Source organism: Thalassolituus sp. (assembly GCF_984348125.1).
The window spans coordinates 92,573-108,744 of record NZ_CFHJLR010000006.1; the positions used below are offsets into that span (position 1 = coordinate 92,573).

Annotated in this window: 17 protein-coding genes; 5 read left to right on the forward strand and 12 right to left on the reverse strand. The window is 54.3% G+C overall.

What is annotated here, in order from left to right:
* Positions 1 to 82: 82 nt before the first annotated feature.
* Genes ftsX through ftsY form a run of 3 tightly spaced genes read right to left on the reverse strand, consistent with a single transcriptional unit; the run spans position 83 to position 3,091 of the window.
* A complete protein-coding gene (ftsX, locus tag AC5E51_RS06235) occupies positions 83 to 1,087 on the reverse strand; it encodes a permease-like cell division protein FtsX (protein WP_491778285.1) in 1,005 nt (334 codons plus the stop codon).
* Positions 1,074 to 1,772 carry a cell division ATP-binding protein FtsE gene (ftsE, locus tag AC5E51_RS06240; protein WP_273092013.1) on the reverse strand — a complete coding sequence of 233 codons (699 nt, stop codon included), beginning with the start codon at positions 1,770 to 1,772 and terminating at the stop codon, positions 1,074 to 1,076. Before ftsE ends, ftsX begins: the two co-directional genes overlap by 14 nt.
* 17 nt (positions 1,773 to 1,789) lie before the next feature.
* Positions 1,790 to 3,091 carry a signal recognition particle-docking protein FtsY gene (gene ftsY, locus AC5E51_RS06245; RefSeq protein ID WP_301387590.1) on the reverse strand — a complete coding sequence of 434 codons (1,302 nt, stop codon included), beginning with the start codon at positions 3,089 to 3,091 and terminating at the stop codon, positions 1,790 to 1,792.
* Between the two features lie 95 nt (positions 3,092 to 3,186).
* On the opposite strand from ftsY, the gene AC5E51_RS06250 reads away from it, so the two are divergent.
* Both AC5E51_RS06250 and rsmD read left to right on the forward strand, forming a co-directional pair.
* The gene (locus tag AC5E51_RS06250) at positions 3,187 to 3,954 is read left to right on the forward strand and encodes a hypothetical protein (RefSeq protein WP_301387591.1); all 768 of its coding nucleotides are present in this window, start codon (positions 3,187 to 3,189) and stop codon (positions 3,952 to 3,954) included.
* A complete protein-coding gene (gene rsmD, locus AC5E51_RS06255; protein ID WP_273092011.1) occupies positions 3,951 to 4,508 on the forward strand; it encodes a 16S rRNA (guanine(966)-N(2))-methyltransferase RsmD in 558 nt (185 codons plus the stop codon). The genes AC5E51_RS06250 and rsmD overlap by 4 nt, the downstream gene beginning before the upstream one ends.
* An 8-nt stretch (positions 4,509 to 4,516) precedes the next feature.
* Here the strand turns inward: rsmD and AC5E51_RS06260 are convergent, their stop codons facing one another.
* Complete coding sequence (locus AC5E51_RS06260) at positions 4,517 to 5,152, reverse strand: sensor histidine kinase (protein ID WP_491778286.1); 636 nt, start codon at positions 5,150 to 5,152, stop codon at positions 4,517 to 4,519.
* A gap of 13 nt (positions 5,153 to 5,165) precedes the next feature.
* Entirely contained in the window at positions 5,166 to 6,803 is a 1,638-nt protein-coding gene (locus tag AC5E51_RS06265; RefSeq protein ID WP_297533332.1) for a tetratricopeptide repeat-containing response regulator, read from the reverse strand.
* Positions 6,804 to 6,957: 154 nt separating this feature from the next.
* Between AC5E51_RS06265 and AC5E51_RS06270 the strand changes: the two genes are divergently transcribed.
* Entirely contained in the window at positions 6,958 to 7,863 is a 906-nt protein-coding gene (locus AC5E51_RS06270; protein WP_068436026.1) for a lysophospholipid acyltransferase family protein, read from the forward strand.
* A gap of 103 nt (positions 7,864 to 7,966) precedes the next feature.
* Here the strand turns inward: AC5E51_RS06270 and AC5E51_RS06275 are convergent, their stop codons facing one another.
* The 4 genes from AC5E51_RS06275 to AC5E51_RS06290 all read right to left on the reverse strand — a co-directional run bounded on the left by AC5E51_RS06275 (position 7,967) and on the right by AC5E51_RS06290 (position 9,791).
* Entirely contained in the window at positions 7,967 to 8,566 is a 600-nt protein-coding gene (locus tag AC5E51_RS06275; RefSeq protein WP_068435981.1) for an HvfX family Cu-binding RiPP maturation protein, read from the reverse strand.
* A 28-nt stretch (positions 8,567 to 8,594) separates the two neighbouring features.
* Positions 8,595 to 8,906 (reverse strand): HvfA family oxazolone/thioamide-modified RiPP metallophore, encoded by a 312-nt coding sequence (locus tag AC5E51_RS06280; RefSeq protein ID WP_301377873.1) that lies wholly within the window; start codon positions 8,904 to 8,906, stop codon positions 8,595 to 8,597.
* 103 nt (positions 8,907 to 9,009) lie between these two features.
* Positions 9,010 to 9,204 carry a zf-HC2 domain-containing protein gene (locus AC5E51_RS06285; protein WP_273092262.1) on the reverse strand — a complete coding sequence of 65 codons (195 nt, stop codon included), beginning with the start codon at positions 9,202 to 9,204 and terminating at the stop codon, positions 9,010 to 9,012.
* 2 nt (positions 9,205 to 9,206) lie between these two features.
* Positions 9,207 to 9,791: a sigma-70 family RNA polymerase sigma factor gene (locus AC5E51_RS06290; RefSeq protein WP_068435975.1), complete on the reverse strand. Its 585-nt coding sequence runs from the start codon at positions 9,789 to 9,791 to the stop codon at positions 9,207 to 9,209.
* Between the two features lie 137 nt (positions 9,792 to 9,928).
* Between AC5E51_RS06290 and AC5E51_RS06295 the strand changes: the two genes are divergently transcribed.
* Positions 9,929 to 10,255 (forward strand): hypothetical protein, encoded by a 327-nt coding sequence (locus AC5E51_RS06295; RefSeq protein WP_491778287.1) that lies wholly within the window; start codon positions 9,929 to 9,931, stop codon positions 10,253 to 10,255.
* 75 nt (positions 10,256 to 10,330) lie between these two features.
* Positions 10,331 to 11,608 carry a TolC family protein gene (locus tag AC5E51_RS06300; protein ID WP_301377872.1) on the forward strand — a complete coding sequence of 426 codons (1,278 nt, stop codon included), beginning with the start codon at positions 10,331 to 10,333 and terminating at the stop codon, positions 11,606 to 11,608.
* A 221-nt stretch (positions 11,609 to 11,829) separates the two neighbouring features.
* Here the strand turns inward: AC5E51_RS06300 and AC5E51_RS06305 are convergent, their stop codons facing one another.
* The 3 genes from AC5E51_RS06305 to AC5E51_RS06315 are packed head-to-tail and all read right to left on the reverse strand — an operon-like array spanning position 11,830 to position 16,171.
* Positions 11,830 to 12,318: a phage virion morphogenesis protein gene (locus tag AC5E51_RS06305; RefSeq protein WP_491778288.1), complete on the reverse strand. Its 489-nt coding sequence runs from the start codon at positions 12,316 to 12,318 to the stop codon at positions 11,830 to 11,832.
* The gene (locus tag AC5E51_RS06310; protein ID WP_491778289.1) at positions 12,315 to 14,555 is read right to left on the reverse strand and encodes a phage portal protein family protein; all 2,241 of its coding nucleotides are present in this window, start codon (positions 14,553 to 14,555) and stop codon (positions 12,315 to 12,317) included. Before AC5E51_RS06310 ends, AC5E51_RS06305 begins: the two co-directional genes overlap by 4 nt.
* Positions 14,552 to 16,171: a hypothetical protein gene (locus tag AC5E51_RS06315; protein ID WP_491778290.1), complete on the reverse strand. Its 1,620-nt coding sequence runs from the start codon at positions 16,169 to 16,171 to the stop codon at positions 14,552 to 14,554. Before AC5E51_RS06315 ends, AC5E51_RS06310 begins: the two co-directional genes overlap by 4 nt.
* Position 16,172 lies beyond the last annotated feature (1 nt).

Sequence of the window (16,172 nt, forward strand, 5' to 3'; positions counted from 1 at the left end):
ATAGCGCCATTACTCTTACTATTGTGTCGATAGAGTGTCGGTAAACGTAAAGCTCACGGAAGACCCACGTAATACGCAGCTATCAGGGCTCAATCCGGTGCAGATGCCTCACCACAGACCACCAGGCGCCCAGCCAGCCGAGCAGCATAGCGCCCAGCAACAGCACCAGTGCAGCGCCTGCAGAAAGAGGCAGCAAGCGATACTCGGAGCCATAGAGTGCAGCGAGATCTTCTACAGGCCCGCTCACCAGAGCCCAACCGATTGCCAGCAGTATCCACGATACCAGGCCACCGACCATGCCAAACCAGAGACCGGTATACAGGAACGGCCTGCGAACCCAGGCATTCGTCGCCCCAACCAGTTTGGTCACACGAATCTCATCAACCCGCGCTGCGATCGACAGACGAATGGTATTACCGACCACCAACAGGATACCGAGTGCGAGTAAGGCGCCCATCACCCAGACAATCCGCTCACTCAAAGCCAGCAGTGCATGCAGGCGATCAAGCCAGGCGGTGTCCAGCTCCACACTATCAACGCGGGATTCACTCCGCAGCGCATCCGCCAGTGCAATCACGTCCTGCTGCGGCAATGCCAGCTCAGGCTCCACCACGATCACGCCCGGCAAAGGATTCCCGGGCAGCAGGTCCAGCGCTTCGCCCAATCCTGAGCTGGCACGGAATTCCGCAAGGGCTTCATCCGCGCTAATAAAACGTACATCGGCGACACCGTCCATGCTTTCAATTCGGCTCAACAACTGTTGCGCCTGATCATTCTGAACCGCGGTTTTCAGATAAACGCTCATGCTGCCTGACGCCTGAAAGCGATTACTCAGCTGACTGAGGTTATCCAGTGTCATCCACATGGCGCCGGGCAGAGTCAGTGAAATCGCGATCACCAGCCAGGTCATGATGCTGCCCAGCGGTTTCGTCAGCAATCGCATCAGGGTTTCAACAGCCACCAGCTGGTGTTGCTGGGCCCAGCCATTGAGGCGGTCTTTGATACTGATCTCGTGTGTTGAAGCACCGGCCTGAGGTTTACGGGGCGCATTCGCTGTCTGGCGTTTTGGAGAATCAGGTGCGGACATGGTCACCCCGCTCAAAACCAGCGCGCGGACCGCTGTCGTGAAGAGTGCCGTGATCCAGGATCAGGCGCCGGTGGCCCATGCGTTCAATCAGGGCGATATCGTGCGTTGCAATCAACACGGTGACGCCCACCTGCTGAAAACGCAGAAAGAGCTTCATGATTTCTTCAGAAAGCTCAGGATCAAGGTTACCGGTCGGCTCATCCGCCAGCAGCAACTGGGGTTTATTGACCACAGCGCGGGCGATACCAACCCGCTGCTGTTCACCACCAGACAGCTCAATCGGGTTGCGACGCTCAAAGCCGAGCAACCCCACTGAGTCGAGGGCGGCACGAACCCGGCGTGCGGCTTCGGCAGGTTGATAACCCGCAATTAGAAGAGGCATGGCAACGTTATCGTAAACAGTGCGATCGAACAGTAGCTGGTGATTCTGAAACACCACCCCCACCTTACGACGTAGAAAAGGCACCTGAGAGCTCTTCATGGTGTTGACGCAATCACCGTCAACGAACACCTGACCTTCTGATGGACGCTCCATCTGCAACATCAGTTTGAGCAAGGTACTTTTACCGGCGCCACTGTGCCCGGTCAGAAATGCGAACTCACCGCGCGCCAGTTCGAAACTGACCTTGCTCAGAGCTTCTTTACCGCCGGGGTAGCTTTTACTGACCCCATCGAAGCGTACCATTGGCATAGAAAAATCCGTCAGTCGTCGCTGATCCGGAACAGCGCCCGGGTAAAGTCATCCGCATTAAACGGACGCAGGTCTTCGATTTTCTCACCGACACCGATGTAACGCACCGGCAGGCCAAACTGCTTCGCCAGTGCGAAGATGATGCCGCCTTTTGCTGTACCATCGAGTTTGGTCAACGTCAGGCCGGTGACGCCCACCGACTGTAGGAAGGTTTTGGTCTGGTTAATCGCGTTCTGGCCGGTACCCGCATCCAGAACCAGCATCACTTCATGCGGCGCGGTGTCGTCGATCTTTTTCATAACACGAACGACTTTCTCCAGCTCCTGCATCAGGTTGTCTTTGTTGTGCAGACGACCGGCCGTATCGGCAATCAGGATATCGACGCCCCGGGACGTCGCTGCCTGCACGGCATCAAACAGCACAGACGCTGAGTCCGCACCGGTATGCTGGGCGACTACGGGCACATTATTGCGCTCACCCCAGACCTGAAGTTGCTCTACTGCAGCAGCACGGAAAGTGTCACCCGCCGCCAGCATAACGCTCTTGCCGCGCGCCTGAAACTGCTTCGCAAGCTTGCCAATCGTCGTCGTTTTACCCACGCCATTGATACCGACCATCAGAATCACGTACGGCTTTTTGCTGCTGTCGATCACCAGTGGCTTCTGCGACACCGCGAGCATGTCCTGAAGTTCTTCAATCAGAGCCTCGTACAATGCGTCTGAATCACGCAATTCTTTACGACCCACACGCTTGGTAAGACGGTCGATAATTTCGGTCGTCGCTTCGACACCTACGTCGGCCATGATGAGCTGGGTTTCCAGATCTTCCATCATGTCGTCGTCGATTTCTTTTTTGCCCAGCAGCAGAGTCGAGAGGCCATCGGTCAGGTTAGAGCGTGTCTTGCTCAGGCCTGCCGCCATGCGCCCGAAGAAGCCTTTCTTCTCGTCTTTGGCTTTTTCAGGCACCGGTACCATCACGTCTGGATCGGCTATTTCTTCTGGCTCGACTGCAATATCATCAGCAGCAATCTGCGATGCTGCAACCTCTGCTTTGATCTCAGGCTCTGAAGGCTCTTCTTTTTCCGGAGCAGCCTCTGTCACTGGTTCTGGAACGGGCTCCACAGCCTTCTGAAGGATCTCCTCAGTTTCACTGACCGGAGCATCCGATTGAACCAGCGGCGCCTCCGGTACCAGATTGGCAGCCTCGGAAGCTTCCGCTACATCATTCGTTTCTTCTACCTGTTGGGGTGCCTGCTGGTCTGCAGGCTGAGCATTCTCAGGGCTTTTCTTCTTACGTTTAAAAAAATCAAACATCGGCGTCTCTGAATCTGATCAGTCAGGATGGGCGCATGTGCGCTGATGGGGTGCTATCCTAACACTATGAGTTGTTTACAGGGAGTTCTCCTTAGATGTTCCATGGATTAAGCCGTCGCACCCTGAATGCTCTTATCATCGGCTGCCTCCTTATCATCACGGTCATCAATCTGAGTTTTACCACCAGTGAAGACTCCCCCCTCGAACCTTTAGACGCCCCACCGCTGGCAGATACCGGCTGGCACCTGTGGCATAGCAATAAAGGTGTCCCTGTCTACTGGCAGGCCACGGCATCGTCCAGTCTGCAGATATCCATTACCGGCGAAGATCACTACGCATTCAGGACTCAGGTTCCCGCGAGTGAGTGGGCGTCTCATCTCGCAACCCAAATCACCCCAATAGCAGCACCGCGTCCTGCAGGACTCGCTCTGCAAGGCCCGCTGACCGACGTTGAAATGCAGCAGGCTGCTTCGTTTATTATTCAGAAACTTTCTCTGACAACACCCGACACGCCTGAGAAAGAAACCTCTGCTTGTCAGCAAGCACATGCAGCAGGCGCGTTATGGTGGAACCGGGAACGCGGCGCGGGCGTAGCACAACCCGCCGCTTCGGGGAGCAAACCTGCCCCAAGCAGAGAGGCATGGGCAAGCTTCCGGGAGAACGAAATTAAACGCCTGCGGCGCGAGTGGCTGAACCCGGTTTCGGCCATCGACATTGCTGCAGAACTTGCCTACCATCAGCGGTCTGAGGAGTATTTTCTCCAACTGTATCAGGCACTTGCCGTATCGCAACGCACTGAACCAGAAGCGTTTGCGCAGTGTCTTACAGAAGCGAATTCATCTGCACCACGGAGCTCTGAGTGAGCCGACAATCTCATCACCAATTACGCATTATCGGTGGCCAGTGGCGTTCTCGCCGACTGCGCTTTCCCGCAATTGATGGCCTGCGCCCTACCATGGACCGTGTTCGCGAGACCGTGTTTAACTGGCTGCAATCTGATATTGAGGGGGCTCGGGTACTCGACGCGTTTGCTGGCAGTGGAGCGCTTGGGTTTGAAGCGCTTTCCAGAGGCGCAAAAGAGGTCATTTTCCTTGAAAAGCACGCGAAGGCTGCGTTTCAACTGAAAGACAATCTCAAGCAGCTTGACGCCCGCAATGCCCAGGTCTGGGCCGGAGATGCCCTGATGTGGCTTGACCAGAACCCAGAGCCCTACGATCTGGTGTTTCTCGATCCACCGTTCGGCAAAGATCTGCTACAACCTGCATTAAACAAACTGACGCTGTTACCGGGCGCTCTGGTGTATATCGAACACGAAGCCAGCCTCGAGCCTGAATTTCCTGCTCACTGGGAAGAACTGAAGAACAAGGGTACGAAAGAGTTCGTGTTCCGCCTGTTCGAAGTGGGCGATACGGCCTGACGCCCTGCTCAAGGGAGTGTAATAATAGCTTCTGCACCGCCGCCAGCGGCATTCTGCAGGTCCAGAGTCGCTGGCTTCGCCGGTGTAGAATGGTGAGCGACGATCAGTTCGGTGAAATACAAGCCCATGCCTGTTCCGCCTTCTTTGTCGCTGTCGCCGTTACCGTCAAGAACATCATCCGGGTATCCCGGACCGTCGTCGCTGACGCGCACCAGGAGTCCGGGGCCTTGTTCCTGCGCGGATACAGAGATGGTCTTCGCGCCCGCCTGAGCACTGTTGTTCAGCAAATTCGTTAACGCCATCTGCATCAGTGAATCGTTGTAGTACCCCTGACAGTCTGGATCGATCTCAACATGCACTTCAACATCTGGCCAATGCACCTTAAAACACTCAATCGCGTGTTTTACCGTATCTGCCGGCCAGGCATCATCTGCCGGAAAGTTGCCGCGCTCCTGCAGCCGGTATAGCGTCACCAGCTGCATCGCATCCTGATGAACCCGGCGACTGCGGGCAAATACGGGGTAGAGCTTATCCCGATATTCTTCTGGCATATCCCTCATGGCCTTTTCACCCTCCAGCAGCACAGAGTGCAGCTGATTCTTAAGGTCATGAATGATCGCACCGGCAAGATCTTTCAGGTTCATACTCTCCCCTCCCCTAAAGGCCCGCCGATCGACGTAGCCGCTCACAGGTTTCTTTCAATCGTTGGTAGCGATCATGTCTTTCATCAAAATGGCCAACACTGCCTATACGGCGAAGTAAGCGGTAACAGTCTTTGAGCTGGCCAACATCCAACTCTTCGTTTTCGATATAACTGACCTTTGCCTGAATCGCATTGAGGAGCACACTGATTCCCGCCTCTTCAAACCGGGTCGCCTGATCAAATGCCGCAATCGCTTCTTTAAGTTCGCCCCGCTCATAATGAGCCACGCCTTTCTCGTTCAACTCGGCTGATTTCTCGCGAGCATTGATGTTCGACAGGCGCTCTTCGATTGCCCCCAACCGTTGCAGCAACGTACTGGCGACTCCCTGATCCTTCATGGTCTGAACCATATTGACGGCTTTCTCAGACTGGCCGGTGTCAATATACACCTCCGTCATCGTCAACTGTTGCTCACCAGTGGGCTCTTTTATGCGAGCCAGTACGCCTTCGGCTTTATCTGCACTACTCCGGGCTTTGTTGTCATCCTCAACCGCCTGATAGGTGCGACTCTCTGCGATCGTCGCATCGAAAACTACCCCCATGTTACCGGAGAACTCCTGTTTCATCTCATCAAGAGCCCGTAACGCTTTACTACACAACAAGCGGTTCTCTTTGGTCTGCTCGGCATCAAGATTATGCTGCGCTGCCTCAACGAACTGTTGATATGTCGAAGAACTTTTATAGCAGGAGTAACGCGCCAGTCTCATGGCCTGCTCGAAGGCGTCCTGTGCGACGGTGTAGCTCTCATTGGTCAGCGCCAGCTGGCCTAACTCAAGCTGCCGTAACACGGCCCGCGGAGAGATCTTTACCGCCGCCTCAAGCTCCTGCTGAGCTTCTTCGCCCTTGCCCAGGCCGACGAGTATTTTCGCCAACCAATCATGACACTGAACATACAAGGGGTGATCGAGAAGAGTTGCCCGAATCAGGGATACGGCCTGATCAGTGTCACCGAGAAAATGGAAACACACGGCCTGACCGAGCCGGGCCCAGGAAGCCGGGCGACTTTCCAGAACCCGGGTGTAGGCTTCAAGCGCATCCTCATAGCGCTCCTGCTTCAGGCACAACTTACCTTGCAACCGGGAAACGGGCAGTAACAGGCGAGGGTGCTCGACCCTGATCTGGTCTGCAATTTCTATCGCCCAGTCGATCTGTCCCTGATCAATGGCTCTGTTCATCGGCAACAGAATTGTCTTAAGAATACTCAGGCGATACAGGCGCTCTCGTAGAATACTGAGCGTAAACGGTTTGGTGACGTAAGCATCGGGATCGTATTCAAGTGCACCCATGACCCGATCTACCGCATTCTCGCCCGTGATCATGACAAAAGATGCCGTCGCGCGCAGACGGTTGGTGTAACGGGCTTCCTCTAGTATCTGCTGGCCGTCTTTGCCTTTACCAAGGTTGTAGTCGGACAATACGAGATCAAAATCGTGTTCCATGATGTATTCAACGGCTTCGCGTCCGTCAGTGGCGCTATATACATCATCAGCCCCCAGCACCGTCAGCATACTTTTCAGTGCGCTGCGCGCCTCGACGAGGTCGTCAACGATAAGAATTTTCTGTCCCTGCAGATTAAAGCTCGCTTCCGTCATAACGATGACAATCCCGACTGCTACTTATTAGTTATATGGCGTAAGTTTGGCTCCCCATATCCTGCAGGGATTATTTAAGCTTAGCAGAGGCTCAGCAAGTGACCGTCAATGGCGTAGGTTGTACACTTTGGGCACTCTGATGAAGGTGAGAAATGTGAATAATCTGATTGGCTACCTGATGATTGGTGCGATCAAGCTGATGGGGCTTGTGTCGTTGCCGACAGCTCAACGTATCGGTCGTATGTTAGGAAAACGACTGGCATCAAAGCGGACCCGATCACGCGAGGTCGCCCGAGTGAACCTGGCAATGTGCTTTGCCGATAAAAGCGAAGACTATCGCGAAACCCTCCTCTACGACACGCTGATTCAGAACGGCATGACCGGTGGAGAGATGGGGCCCATGTGGGGCTACTCGCATGAAAAACTGTTGACGATGGTCCGGAAGGTCCACAATCAGGAACTGTTAGAGCAGAAGCTTGCCGATGAGCGGGGCTTGCTGTTTATGTCTCCGCACCTTGGCAACTGGGAGATCGTCAGTGCCTGGCTGGCCACCTTAACGTCGGCGACCATTATGTATCGACCCGCAAAAGTTAAGAATTTCAGCGATTGGATGGTCTCCCGAAGGGAGGCGGTCGGTGCGGAACTGGTGCCCACGACAGGTGGCGGTGTTAAGGCATTATTCGCCACTCTTAATGCAGGTAAGGTCGTTGGCTTTCTGCCAGATCAGGAGCCCAAGCGTGAGCGGGGGGTGTTCGCACCTTTTATGGGCGTTGAAACCCTGACACCAACACTGCCGCATCAGATGATCCGCGAAACCGGCTGTCAGGTGATTTATGCGTTCGGCGAACGCCTACCCAATGCCGAAGGCTTCGATATTCATTTATTCGACGCCCTGCCGGAGCAGTTTGATCCAGACCCCGTAATATCCGCAACGGCAATGAATCAGTCTATCGAGAACTGCGTGCGTCTATGCCCGGCTCAATATCAGTGGACCTATAAACGCTTTAAGCGCCGCCCGAATGACGGAATTAACCCCTATAAAATCGCGAAGGTACCTTGATGCGCAGAACGAACTAAGGACAGACAGAAAGATCGAGATGTAGGACAGGAATAACAGGGCCGCTATAAATCAGCGGCCCTGCTTGTTTCAGGCATGCGCTATTTCAGTTGCGATTCAGGAAGCGTGAAACATAGTAGTCAACGCTGGTATAGCGGCCACCGCCGGTAAACAACAAGGTCAGCAACATAACAAAATAGGTTGCTGCGAACTCAATACCGTTGTTAAGGACAACGAGGGAGCCACGCCCGGTAAGCCAGCTGTAGTTTCCATGCTCCTGCAGGATACCTTTTGCCCGCTCGAGACGTTCCGCCGATTCCAGCACACGCTCATTGGCCAGCCACGAACTACTGTCTGCAATGGCTAGCCAGCCATATTCCAGATGCACCGTCAGGGCCGCGACGACCATGGTCGCCATCAGCGGGATACTGACCAACCGCACTGCAATGCCCGGTATCAGCAGTGCACCGCCCACCAGCTCGGTGCCTGCTGCCAGCACAACCATCAGCTCAGGGAATGGCAACCCAAGGCCCCAGTCAGCGTTACCAAACCATGCCACTGTACTGTCGAACGACTGGAATTTCGTCCAACCCGCCTGCATCATCACTGGCGCCAGATAAAGCCGAAGCAACAGAGGTGCAAGACCATCGAGATGCAGGATCCGCTGAAGTACAGCGTTATAGTGTTGAGTCATTGTTCTGAGCATAGGTCAGCCTTTTTCTGCCAGAGGACTCTTATTTAGAGCCGCCGCATTTGCCTTCGCCGCACTTACCTTCAGATTCAGACTTGGCACCGCCACACTTGCCTTCGCCGCACTTACCTTCGGCTTCAGACTTAGCACCGCATTTGCCTTCACCGCACTTGCCTTCAGATTCAGACTTAGCACCGCATTTGCCTTCGCCACACTTACCTTCAGTAGATTTTTCTGCATGGTGGCCCGCAACCTGATAACCAGATTCCAGCGACTGTGATGCAAATGGATTTTCAGCAGCACTGACTGTGGCCGAAGCGGCACCAAGAAGCATTGCAGCAGATAAAGTTGTCATGGTCTTTTTCATTTTGATTTCTCTCTGATTAATAAATTAGCAGCGGTTCTGCCGCACATAGAGTAAGTCGCACCTGCCGACACTTTTCTTACAGGAACAGAAATTATTTTTTACCGGACGCAGGCCCAGCGTCTTTTTCTTCCTGAATCAATGTTCTTAGCGAGCCCAGCTGACGACCAAATTCGCGGCAGCCGGAACACATCGCGGTGTGCACTTTCAGGTTCATTTTTTCGGGGAAGGTTAAAGTGCGGTCCTGCCCTTCGGATAATAAACGGGTAGCTTGCTCACAGCTCAACATAGTCAGGCCTCCCTCTCGAACCAATGATCAGATAAACATGCCCGCAACTTCAGGCGTGCACGGTGCAGAAGAACGTGAAGGTTACTCGTCGACACTTCAAGCGAGGCGCAGATTTCTGCGGAATCCAGCTCAATAAATTCACGCATCATAAACACCCTTGCCTGCTCTGCGGGCAGTGCCTCAAGACAGATATCAAACACCTGCCAGAACTGAGTGTTATCAGCCAGTTCATGCGTGTCACCCCAGCGCCGGGGGGTCGCTCCCGCCTGCCAATGCCCACGTCCATCAAAGAGTTCGTCGTCGTCCGTGCTGCATTCCTTACAGGCTTCGCGCACCGGTTCCCGGTATTGCCCACGTAGTACATCCGCAATTTTTCTTCGCAGAATAGAGAAAACCCAGGTTTTCAGAGTCGATTGGCGGGAAAAAGAAGAGGCATTTTTCAACGCACCGGCCAGAGCTTCCTGCACCGCATCCTCGGCCAGATGCTCATCATCGAGCTGCAGTCGCGCAAAACTGAGCATCTGCTTGCGCAGACTTTCTATATCTTCGTCACGAAAGGTCACGTGCAACTGGTTTTCTGCTGCCATTGCTGAGATCCTAGAAGTAGTCGTATATGACTATACTAAAAGATCCCGATAAGAGTTCGCGAAAAGATTCGCCCTGACAACCTACGCTAGCGACTGACCGCAAACATCAGCTATCCCGAACATCACCTGCGCTGGTGATGATGCTGCTTGTGCTGATGTTGCAGAATCTCGCTCCTTTTAATGAAGTGACGGATGTCTTTGCTGCCGATCCCAACGCCTCAGACATTGCCCATCATGATGCCGCCCACCATAGCGATCATGAGCATCAGGACCATACAGCAGAGGACGCTTGCCCGGAAACTGGTCACGCAGGTTGTCACAGCCACCAACACACAACTCCTACCACGCTGCCTCAGCGCTGGTCGGTACCACAACTGAGTAGTGTGACTATTAAACAGTCCGGCCCTTTTGTCCGGCCACCGCACTCTCCCGTCACTGGGATCTGTCGCCCTCCGATTGCCTGAATAGCTGAACGATAACGCCACTCGTTGCCGGGCTGCCTTATGGCTGCCCGACAGATCAGCTATTCAGGAAATTTTATGAAATCACCAATAACACGCGGTGCTGTGGGCCTGATTGTGAGCCTCAGTACCTTGTGGTCAGTGCCATCTCAGGCCCTGACCCTCGATGAAACCATTCAGCGCACGCAAGCGGCGCACCCACAATTCAGAGCGTATTCGGCCCTTAAGCGTGCCAGCAAGGCCAATGTCGATACGCAGGCGTTAGCTCCGCCGCTTATTCTCAGTGGCGAGGCCGACAACCTTATCGGTAATGGCAGCTACCAACAGGCAGCACAGGCTGAGTACATCCTCGCCCTGTCGTCGGTTATCGAACTGGGCGGGCAGCGCAGAGCCCGCCGCCAACAGGCACTATCGGCCTACGAACTCACAGAAGCTCAGAGTAAGTCCCGGACCTTATCGTTACTGAGCGATGTTACCCGCGCCTACATAGCGGCGCTTGCCTCGCAGGAAAGGCTCAGGATTGCAGAAGTAAGCCTGCGCCTGAATAGACAGGCGCTGGCGGTCGTTGAAAAACGCCACCAGCGCGGCGCCGCTCCGATGAACGATCAACTTCGCGCTGAAGCGGCACTGGAGCGCTCAGCCTCTGCCGTAGCGCAGGCCCGCCTACAGCTGGATAACGATATTTACCGACTCACAAGCTATTGGATGACACCCGGGGAGCCCCGCGGAGAGCTCGGCTTGACAGGCAACCTGTTCGATCTGAGTACCCCGCCCGGTCAGTTTCCTCAGCTGCTGAGCGCTGTTGATGATGCGCTGGTCCTGGAGATGTATGCCAGCAAAGCACGGCTGGCAGAAGCCGACTCGACACTGGTACAGGCCCAGAATGCCGGCAGCGTAGAGTGGCGGGTCGGCGTTACTCACTTTGCAGAGAGTCGCGATGAGGCTCTGAGCGCGGCCGCCAGCATCCCTCTTTTCAGCGGTCGTCGCGGATCATCCGCAGCCACTTCAGCCCGCCAGCGTGCCGTCGCGAGTGAATATGAATACCAGGCCCATAAACGAGAAGTAACCCAAAGACTTCACACCGCCTGGAGCGCCTTGCAGCAACACTCCGCCAGCGTGATTACCTACCAACAAAAAATCATCCCATTACTTAAACGAGCCATGGATGAGGTCGGGCAGGGATACGCCCAGGGTCGTTACCGCTATCAGGACTGGCATATCGCTCGGGAAGAACTGATTGAGGCTGAGCGCCAGCTGATCAGCAGTGCCAGCGCCGCTCTGATCAGCCGCACCCTGATAGAAGAATTAACCGCCCGGGCAGTAAGTAACCAGACAACACAGGACACCCCACAATGATGTATCGACCACACTCTCTGGCTATCTGCCTGCTGCTTAGCCTGTCTTTAACAGTACACGCATCTGGCGATCATGAGCACGAAGAAGGCCACGGGCATAGCCATGAACAACAGCATAGTGATCCCTAATGAGATAAACCTACAGGGACGTGTGCAATAAATGCGGGATTTAGTGGGAACGATCGGGAAGTATCGGGAACGTTTCTGCAAATCTATTGCAGTCTACGCAAACGCAAAGTGGGCTCGAATGATGTCCAGTAACACGTCTTCATCCTCGTTTGATAACCCAAGGAACGGTCGAGCTGGAATGTCGCCCCACGGGGTACGCTTTCCATATTGACCTTTCTTCGCACCGTAGTGGAATGTGCCCGCGTATTTCAGTGGTGACCCCAGCTCCAGCACACCGCTACCAACCTGTTTGTAGATTGCATCAGACAAAGTACCAGTTTCACCAATTCCGGGCTTCTTGTTTTGCAAGCGACTTATACGGGCGCGCTTAGTTTTGAAACGACTGGCATAGTTGAGCAGCGTCACCGGGCTGTTGTCTTTCCAGCGAGATCCGTCCGGCGCTTCTGATTTAATAAACCGCTGCTTGGTGCTGTCGATCAGATAGTCACCGATCTCTTTCAGTGCTGGATCGACGTTTCCGATCGCGTTCTGCAATGCGCCCAGCGCTGACGTTATCTCGCGGTTGTTGACTTCGATCTTCACAGGAAACGCTCTCCCAGAGCTTTAACCAGCGCCAGCTTAAATGCAGTCGCTAGCGTCTCGTGCAGGCTGATCTGTTTGGTACCAGCAATCTGCCGCAGCTCATGATCGACACTTTCACCCGGCGCGTAGTCCCAGCCGTCATCGATGTCACCGTCCAGATCGGGGGCGGGCTCGTCGAAGTTGCCGCCCATGCGCCGTGCCGTTGCTTCGGATACAGCGATCACGTAGCAGCTGCAGCCCCAGCCGTTTGGCGTGTAGTGCGTACGCCACCAAGGGTGGTCTGCTGGCAGTACAGTTTTGTCCCACTTCAGGTGTTCCAGTCGCGGTTCTGCGCTGCCGCCATGACGATACATGCGCAGGGGCGCGACTTTCTTCAGCTCTGGGTCGTTGAGCTGTGCCAGTCGGCCTGCGTGGTAGGTCGACTTCATGTTGGTGGAATATATGGTGCGTGTGCGCCAGTTTTTCTCGCCTGTGTACGACCAGCCGGTTTTCTCAATGATGCGATCGAAGTCCGCGCGGAACTCGTCGATGGTACCGCCCGTTTCGATCGCTTTGGTTACTGCTGTGGCGAGGTCATTCAGAAGGTCTGCTTTCATAGCACCAGCGACCACGAAGGCGCGATCGTGTGCTGATCGCTGAATGTCACTCCAGCGTTCTGTTGGTACCAGGTTGCGTAGACGCACCTGCAGCGCTGCGAGCTGCTCATAGAATGCATCGCCTGGTTCGGCAAACATCAGTAGATCCTGTCCAGCTTCGCGGGCAACGTCTTCTGCTCCTCGAGCTTGAGCAACGGTGAATGCTACGTCCAATGCGGCTTGCATGGATACGTCCGGTAAATTTCCGTATCCGTTGATGAGCTGCTCGTGCAGATCGGTGAGGCTTTCAGCGCTGGCCGCCATGCGCTGAATTCTGCTGGTCCAGTCTTGCAGTGGTTCAGCTGCCGACTTGATCAGCTCGGTTGTCAGGCTGTCGATGCGCTTGCCAATATTCTCAGGCTCACCCTCTGCAAAATTCACATCCGGTACCGACGGTATATCCGTCGACGTAGACGCATCTGCATCTTCGATATCATCCTCTTCCAGATCATACGATCGCATCCAGTACGCTTTAGTGAACTTCACTCCTGCTCGGCTCAACGTCTCGTCTCGCTTGGCTTGAGTATCGTCGACGTCTTCTTGCTCAAACATTGTGAGCTTCGGTGCTGGGCCGCTGATGCCATTTGCGTACATTATCCATTCGATCAAGGTGTTCACTGTGCTCTCAACGAGCGCTGCATCGCCGTCGCGCAAGTCTTCGGCAACCTCAAGTCCAGCTGTTGCGCTAGCGTTGGTGCTGTTGCTTTCGGTGGTCTGATTCTGCCCCAGGAGCGCAATGCTGATTTCTGAACGGCAATACTTCAGCAGTTTTTCGTAGGCTTCAGCTGCACCGGTTTTCGCAGCTGCTTCGACGATCTCGACCGATGAATCGTCTGGTACCACAGCAATAGCATCCTGAATCATGCCTTCCAGGTCTTCAGCAAGAGCATCTTTCACCGACTTGTTGGTGTTGCGTGGAACCTTACCGATCAGCCACGGTGTTCCGTATTTCTCAGCGAATTGAACCCAGAACCGCAGCCCGCCTTTCATAAAGGTAGCGGGCCAGAACACCATCGCCATATCTGCGTTACCCCACGGGTTTTGATAGGTCGCATCATTACGTGGCAGCAGGAATTTATACTCTGGTAGCTCTTCACCTTCGATCATCGACTTACGACTGCGAAATCGCAGTTGGTTTTCAGTATTGAACAGAAACCACTCTGGCGGCTTTGCGATCAGTTCACCTGGTGCGGTCCAGCGCTGGCCTTTTGCCCATAGAATTTCGATCGGCTGATAGCCATATAAAGGTGCCTCTAAAATATCGCGCTGCAGCTGAACCATATCGATGTCGTCCAGCACTGCTTTGACGTTCGCAGTTGCGCGGGCATTGGCGTTGCCACGATCGAGGTTCCATTCCAGAGCCGTGACTGCCGCTTTACGTCGACGGATTGCACCGCCAACTGCAGGATGGCTGCGCAGGTCGCGGTAGATCTCAACACTTTTTCCCTTCGCTCGTAGAATCGGGTCGGGATTTGGAAGATAGCTGCCCAATGCGGAAAAATCCGGGCTGCGATCGCGCGTAACGATGTGATCAGTCAGACGATCATTCTTTTCAGCGAATTGAACGAATTGATTGGGCGACACCCAGATTCCATTATTCATGCATCATAACCCTCTAATAATCCGCCCGACTTTCTGCGGTGGCGGCTTGAAACTTCGACCGGGCCTTGGCGCATTTCAATGCTGGCGAATACCGCCAGTGCCAGAGCTGGTGCAAAGTCGCCGTGACGATATGTGTCGGGATCTTTCAAATCTTTTCTGCGTGGTTTTGCGACCATTGGAATACCGTCGACTTCTTCAACCGCTCGCAGGTCGTTGGCGAGATCCTGATCTTTCGGTACCTGAATGGTTCCGTCTTCGAATTGCTGAATCATTTTTGGCATCCAGCTGCCATACCAACCACGATTCAGTTTTACCTGGGCGATAATACCTATGCCAAACTCATCAGCAGTGTATTCTGCGAGCGTTTCACCGGAGCCGGTGGCATCCGCAGCCCCACCGCAGAAACGTGGCAGTTTTTTGAGGATGTACCAGATGATCTGCTCTTGCTGCCGGGTTGGCACCTTGTGCATTTCCAATACAAACGGGCAGTAACGATGCCGCCCCGGTTCGATTGCTAGTGGCGCGAAAATGGAATAGTCGCGGTGACGTGCGAAATCGTGACCGTAGACATGTAAGTGCTCTGGATTGCACAACGCGAGCACCGGGTGGATGTATTTTTTAATCCAGTCTTCACACCAGGACTCACGCTCCTCGACAGCCTTGGTTGCAAAATCATCTGCCAATTTCAGGCGAACTACTGGACGATGCGGTAGTTCAGGCATGGCATTATCAATCCAGATGCCAGGCATGCTGGTACCGGTACCGTCTCGCGGTATTGCATCCAGCTCTTCGCGCATTTGCGCCTTACGAGGGCCATACGCATTACGGATCGTGGCGTACCATTTAGCTTTACCTTCGATCGTCGCTTTTTCGCCCTTCATCATACAGACACGTTCGTACAGCCCATTCGCTACGGCATTATCAAATGAACAGGTATAGACCTCAGCACTGTCGCCATAGCGTTGATCGTGAATGTCTTTGATCAGGCTGTTAAATGCGTTGGTGCGACCGTTGTGCGTACTGATAATAGAAACGCGACCGCCCCAGATCAGCAGTGCAGTCGCAGCATCAATCACCGCCGCAACGTTCCGATGGAATGCAGCCTCATCAATGATGACCTTACCCTGCAAGCCACGAATATTGGCGGGGTTACTTGATAACGCGACGATTTTAAAACCGGAGGCGTACCGAATGCGGTAGCTGGTGATGTGTTTAGTGGTGCCGTCTTCCTGCTGGTCTTCAAACAAAAATTCTTCAATCTCCGAGATCCCGCCAGCCTGAGCCTGAGCGATTGTCTTAGAGAACTTCGCGCAGTAGCCGATGAACTCCAGGCCCTTTTCTTTGGTGTCACCGATGTAATACACATCCATGCCGCCAGCTTCTTTCGTTGCACCAGCAGTCAGCGGTGCATCCAAGCCTTCGGCAAATGTAATCCCGGTACGACGACCCTTGCTACATACCTTGATCGGTGCAGTGATTCGCAACCACTCCACCTGGTGCTGCATCAATACGCCTTCAGCCGACGGGTCGAAACCGTCAGGAATCTCGCGCGCCCGCGCTGGCAGTTCTTCCCATTCAACGCAGCGTACAGTATCGCCCAACGGCTTGATGGCCATG

Bases quoted from the DNA above. Each gene is read 5' to 3' on its own strand.
- ftsX (WP_491778285.1), bottom strand. From the start codon at position 1,087: ATGTCCGCACCTGATTCTCCAAAACGCCAGACAGCGAATGCGCCCCGT.
- ftsE (WP_273092013.1), bottom strand. From the start codon at position 1,772: ATGGTACGCTTCGATGGGGTCAGTAAAAGCTACCCCGGCGGTAAAGAA.
- ftsY (WP_301387590.1), bottom strand. From the start codon at position 3,091: ATGTTTGATTTTTTTAAACGTAAGAAGAAAAGCCCTGAGAATGCTCAG.
- AC5E51_RS06250 (WP_301387591.1), top strand. From the start codon at position 3,187: ATGTTCCATGGATTAAGCCGTCGCACCCTGAATGCTCTTATCATCGGC.
- AC5E51_RS06260 (WP_491778286.1), bottom strand. From the start codon at position 5,152: ATGAACCTGAAAGATCTTGCCGGTGCGATCATTCATGACCTTAAGAAT.
- AC5E51_RS06265 (WP_297533332.1), bottom strand. From the start codon at position 6,803: ATGACGGAAGCGAGCTTTAATCTGCAGGGACAGAAAATTCTTATCGTT.
- AC5E51_RS06275 (WP_068435981.1), bottom strand. From the start codon at position 8,566: ATGCTCAGAACAATGACTCAACACTATAACGCTGTACTTCAGCGGATC.
- AC5E51_RS06280 (WP_301377873.1), bottom strand. From the start codon at position 8,906: ATGACAACTTTATCTGCTGCAATGCTTCTTGGTGCCGCTTCGGCCACA.
- AC5E51_RS06285 (WP_273092262.1), bottom strand. From the start codon at position 9,204: ATGTTGAGCTGTGAGCAAGCTACCCGTTTATTATCCGAAGGGCAGGAC.
- AC5E51_RS06290 (WP_068435975.1), bottom strand. From the start codon at position 9,791: ATGGCAGCAGAAAACCAGTTGCACGTGACCTTTCGTGACGAAGATATA.
- AC5E51_RS06295 (WP_491778287.1), top strand. From the start codon at position 9,929: ATGATGCTGCTTGTGCTGATGTTGCAGAATCTCGCTCCTTTTAATGAA.
- AC5E51_RS06300 (WP_301377872.1), top strand. From the start codon at position 10,331: ATGAAATCACCAATAACACGCGGTGCTGTGGGCCTGATTGTGAGCCTC.
- AC5E51_RS06310 (WP_491778289.1), bottom strand. From the start codon at position 14,555: ATGAATAATGGAATCTGGGTGTCGCCCAATCAATTCGTTCAATTCGCT.
- AC5E51_RS06315 (WP_491778290.1), bottom strand. From the start codon at position 16,171: ATGGCCATCAAGCCGTTGGGCGATACTGTACGCTGCGTTGAATGGGAA.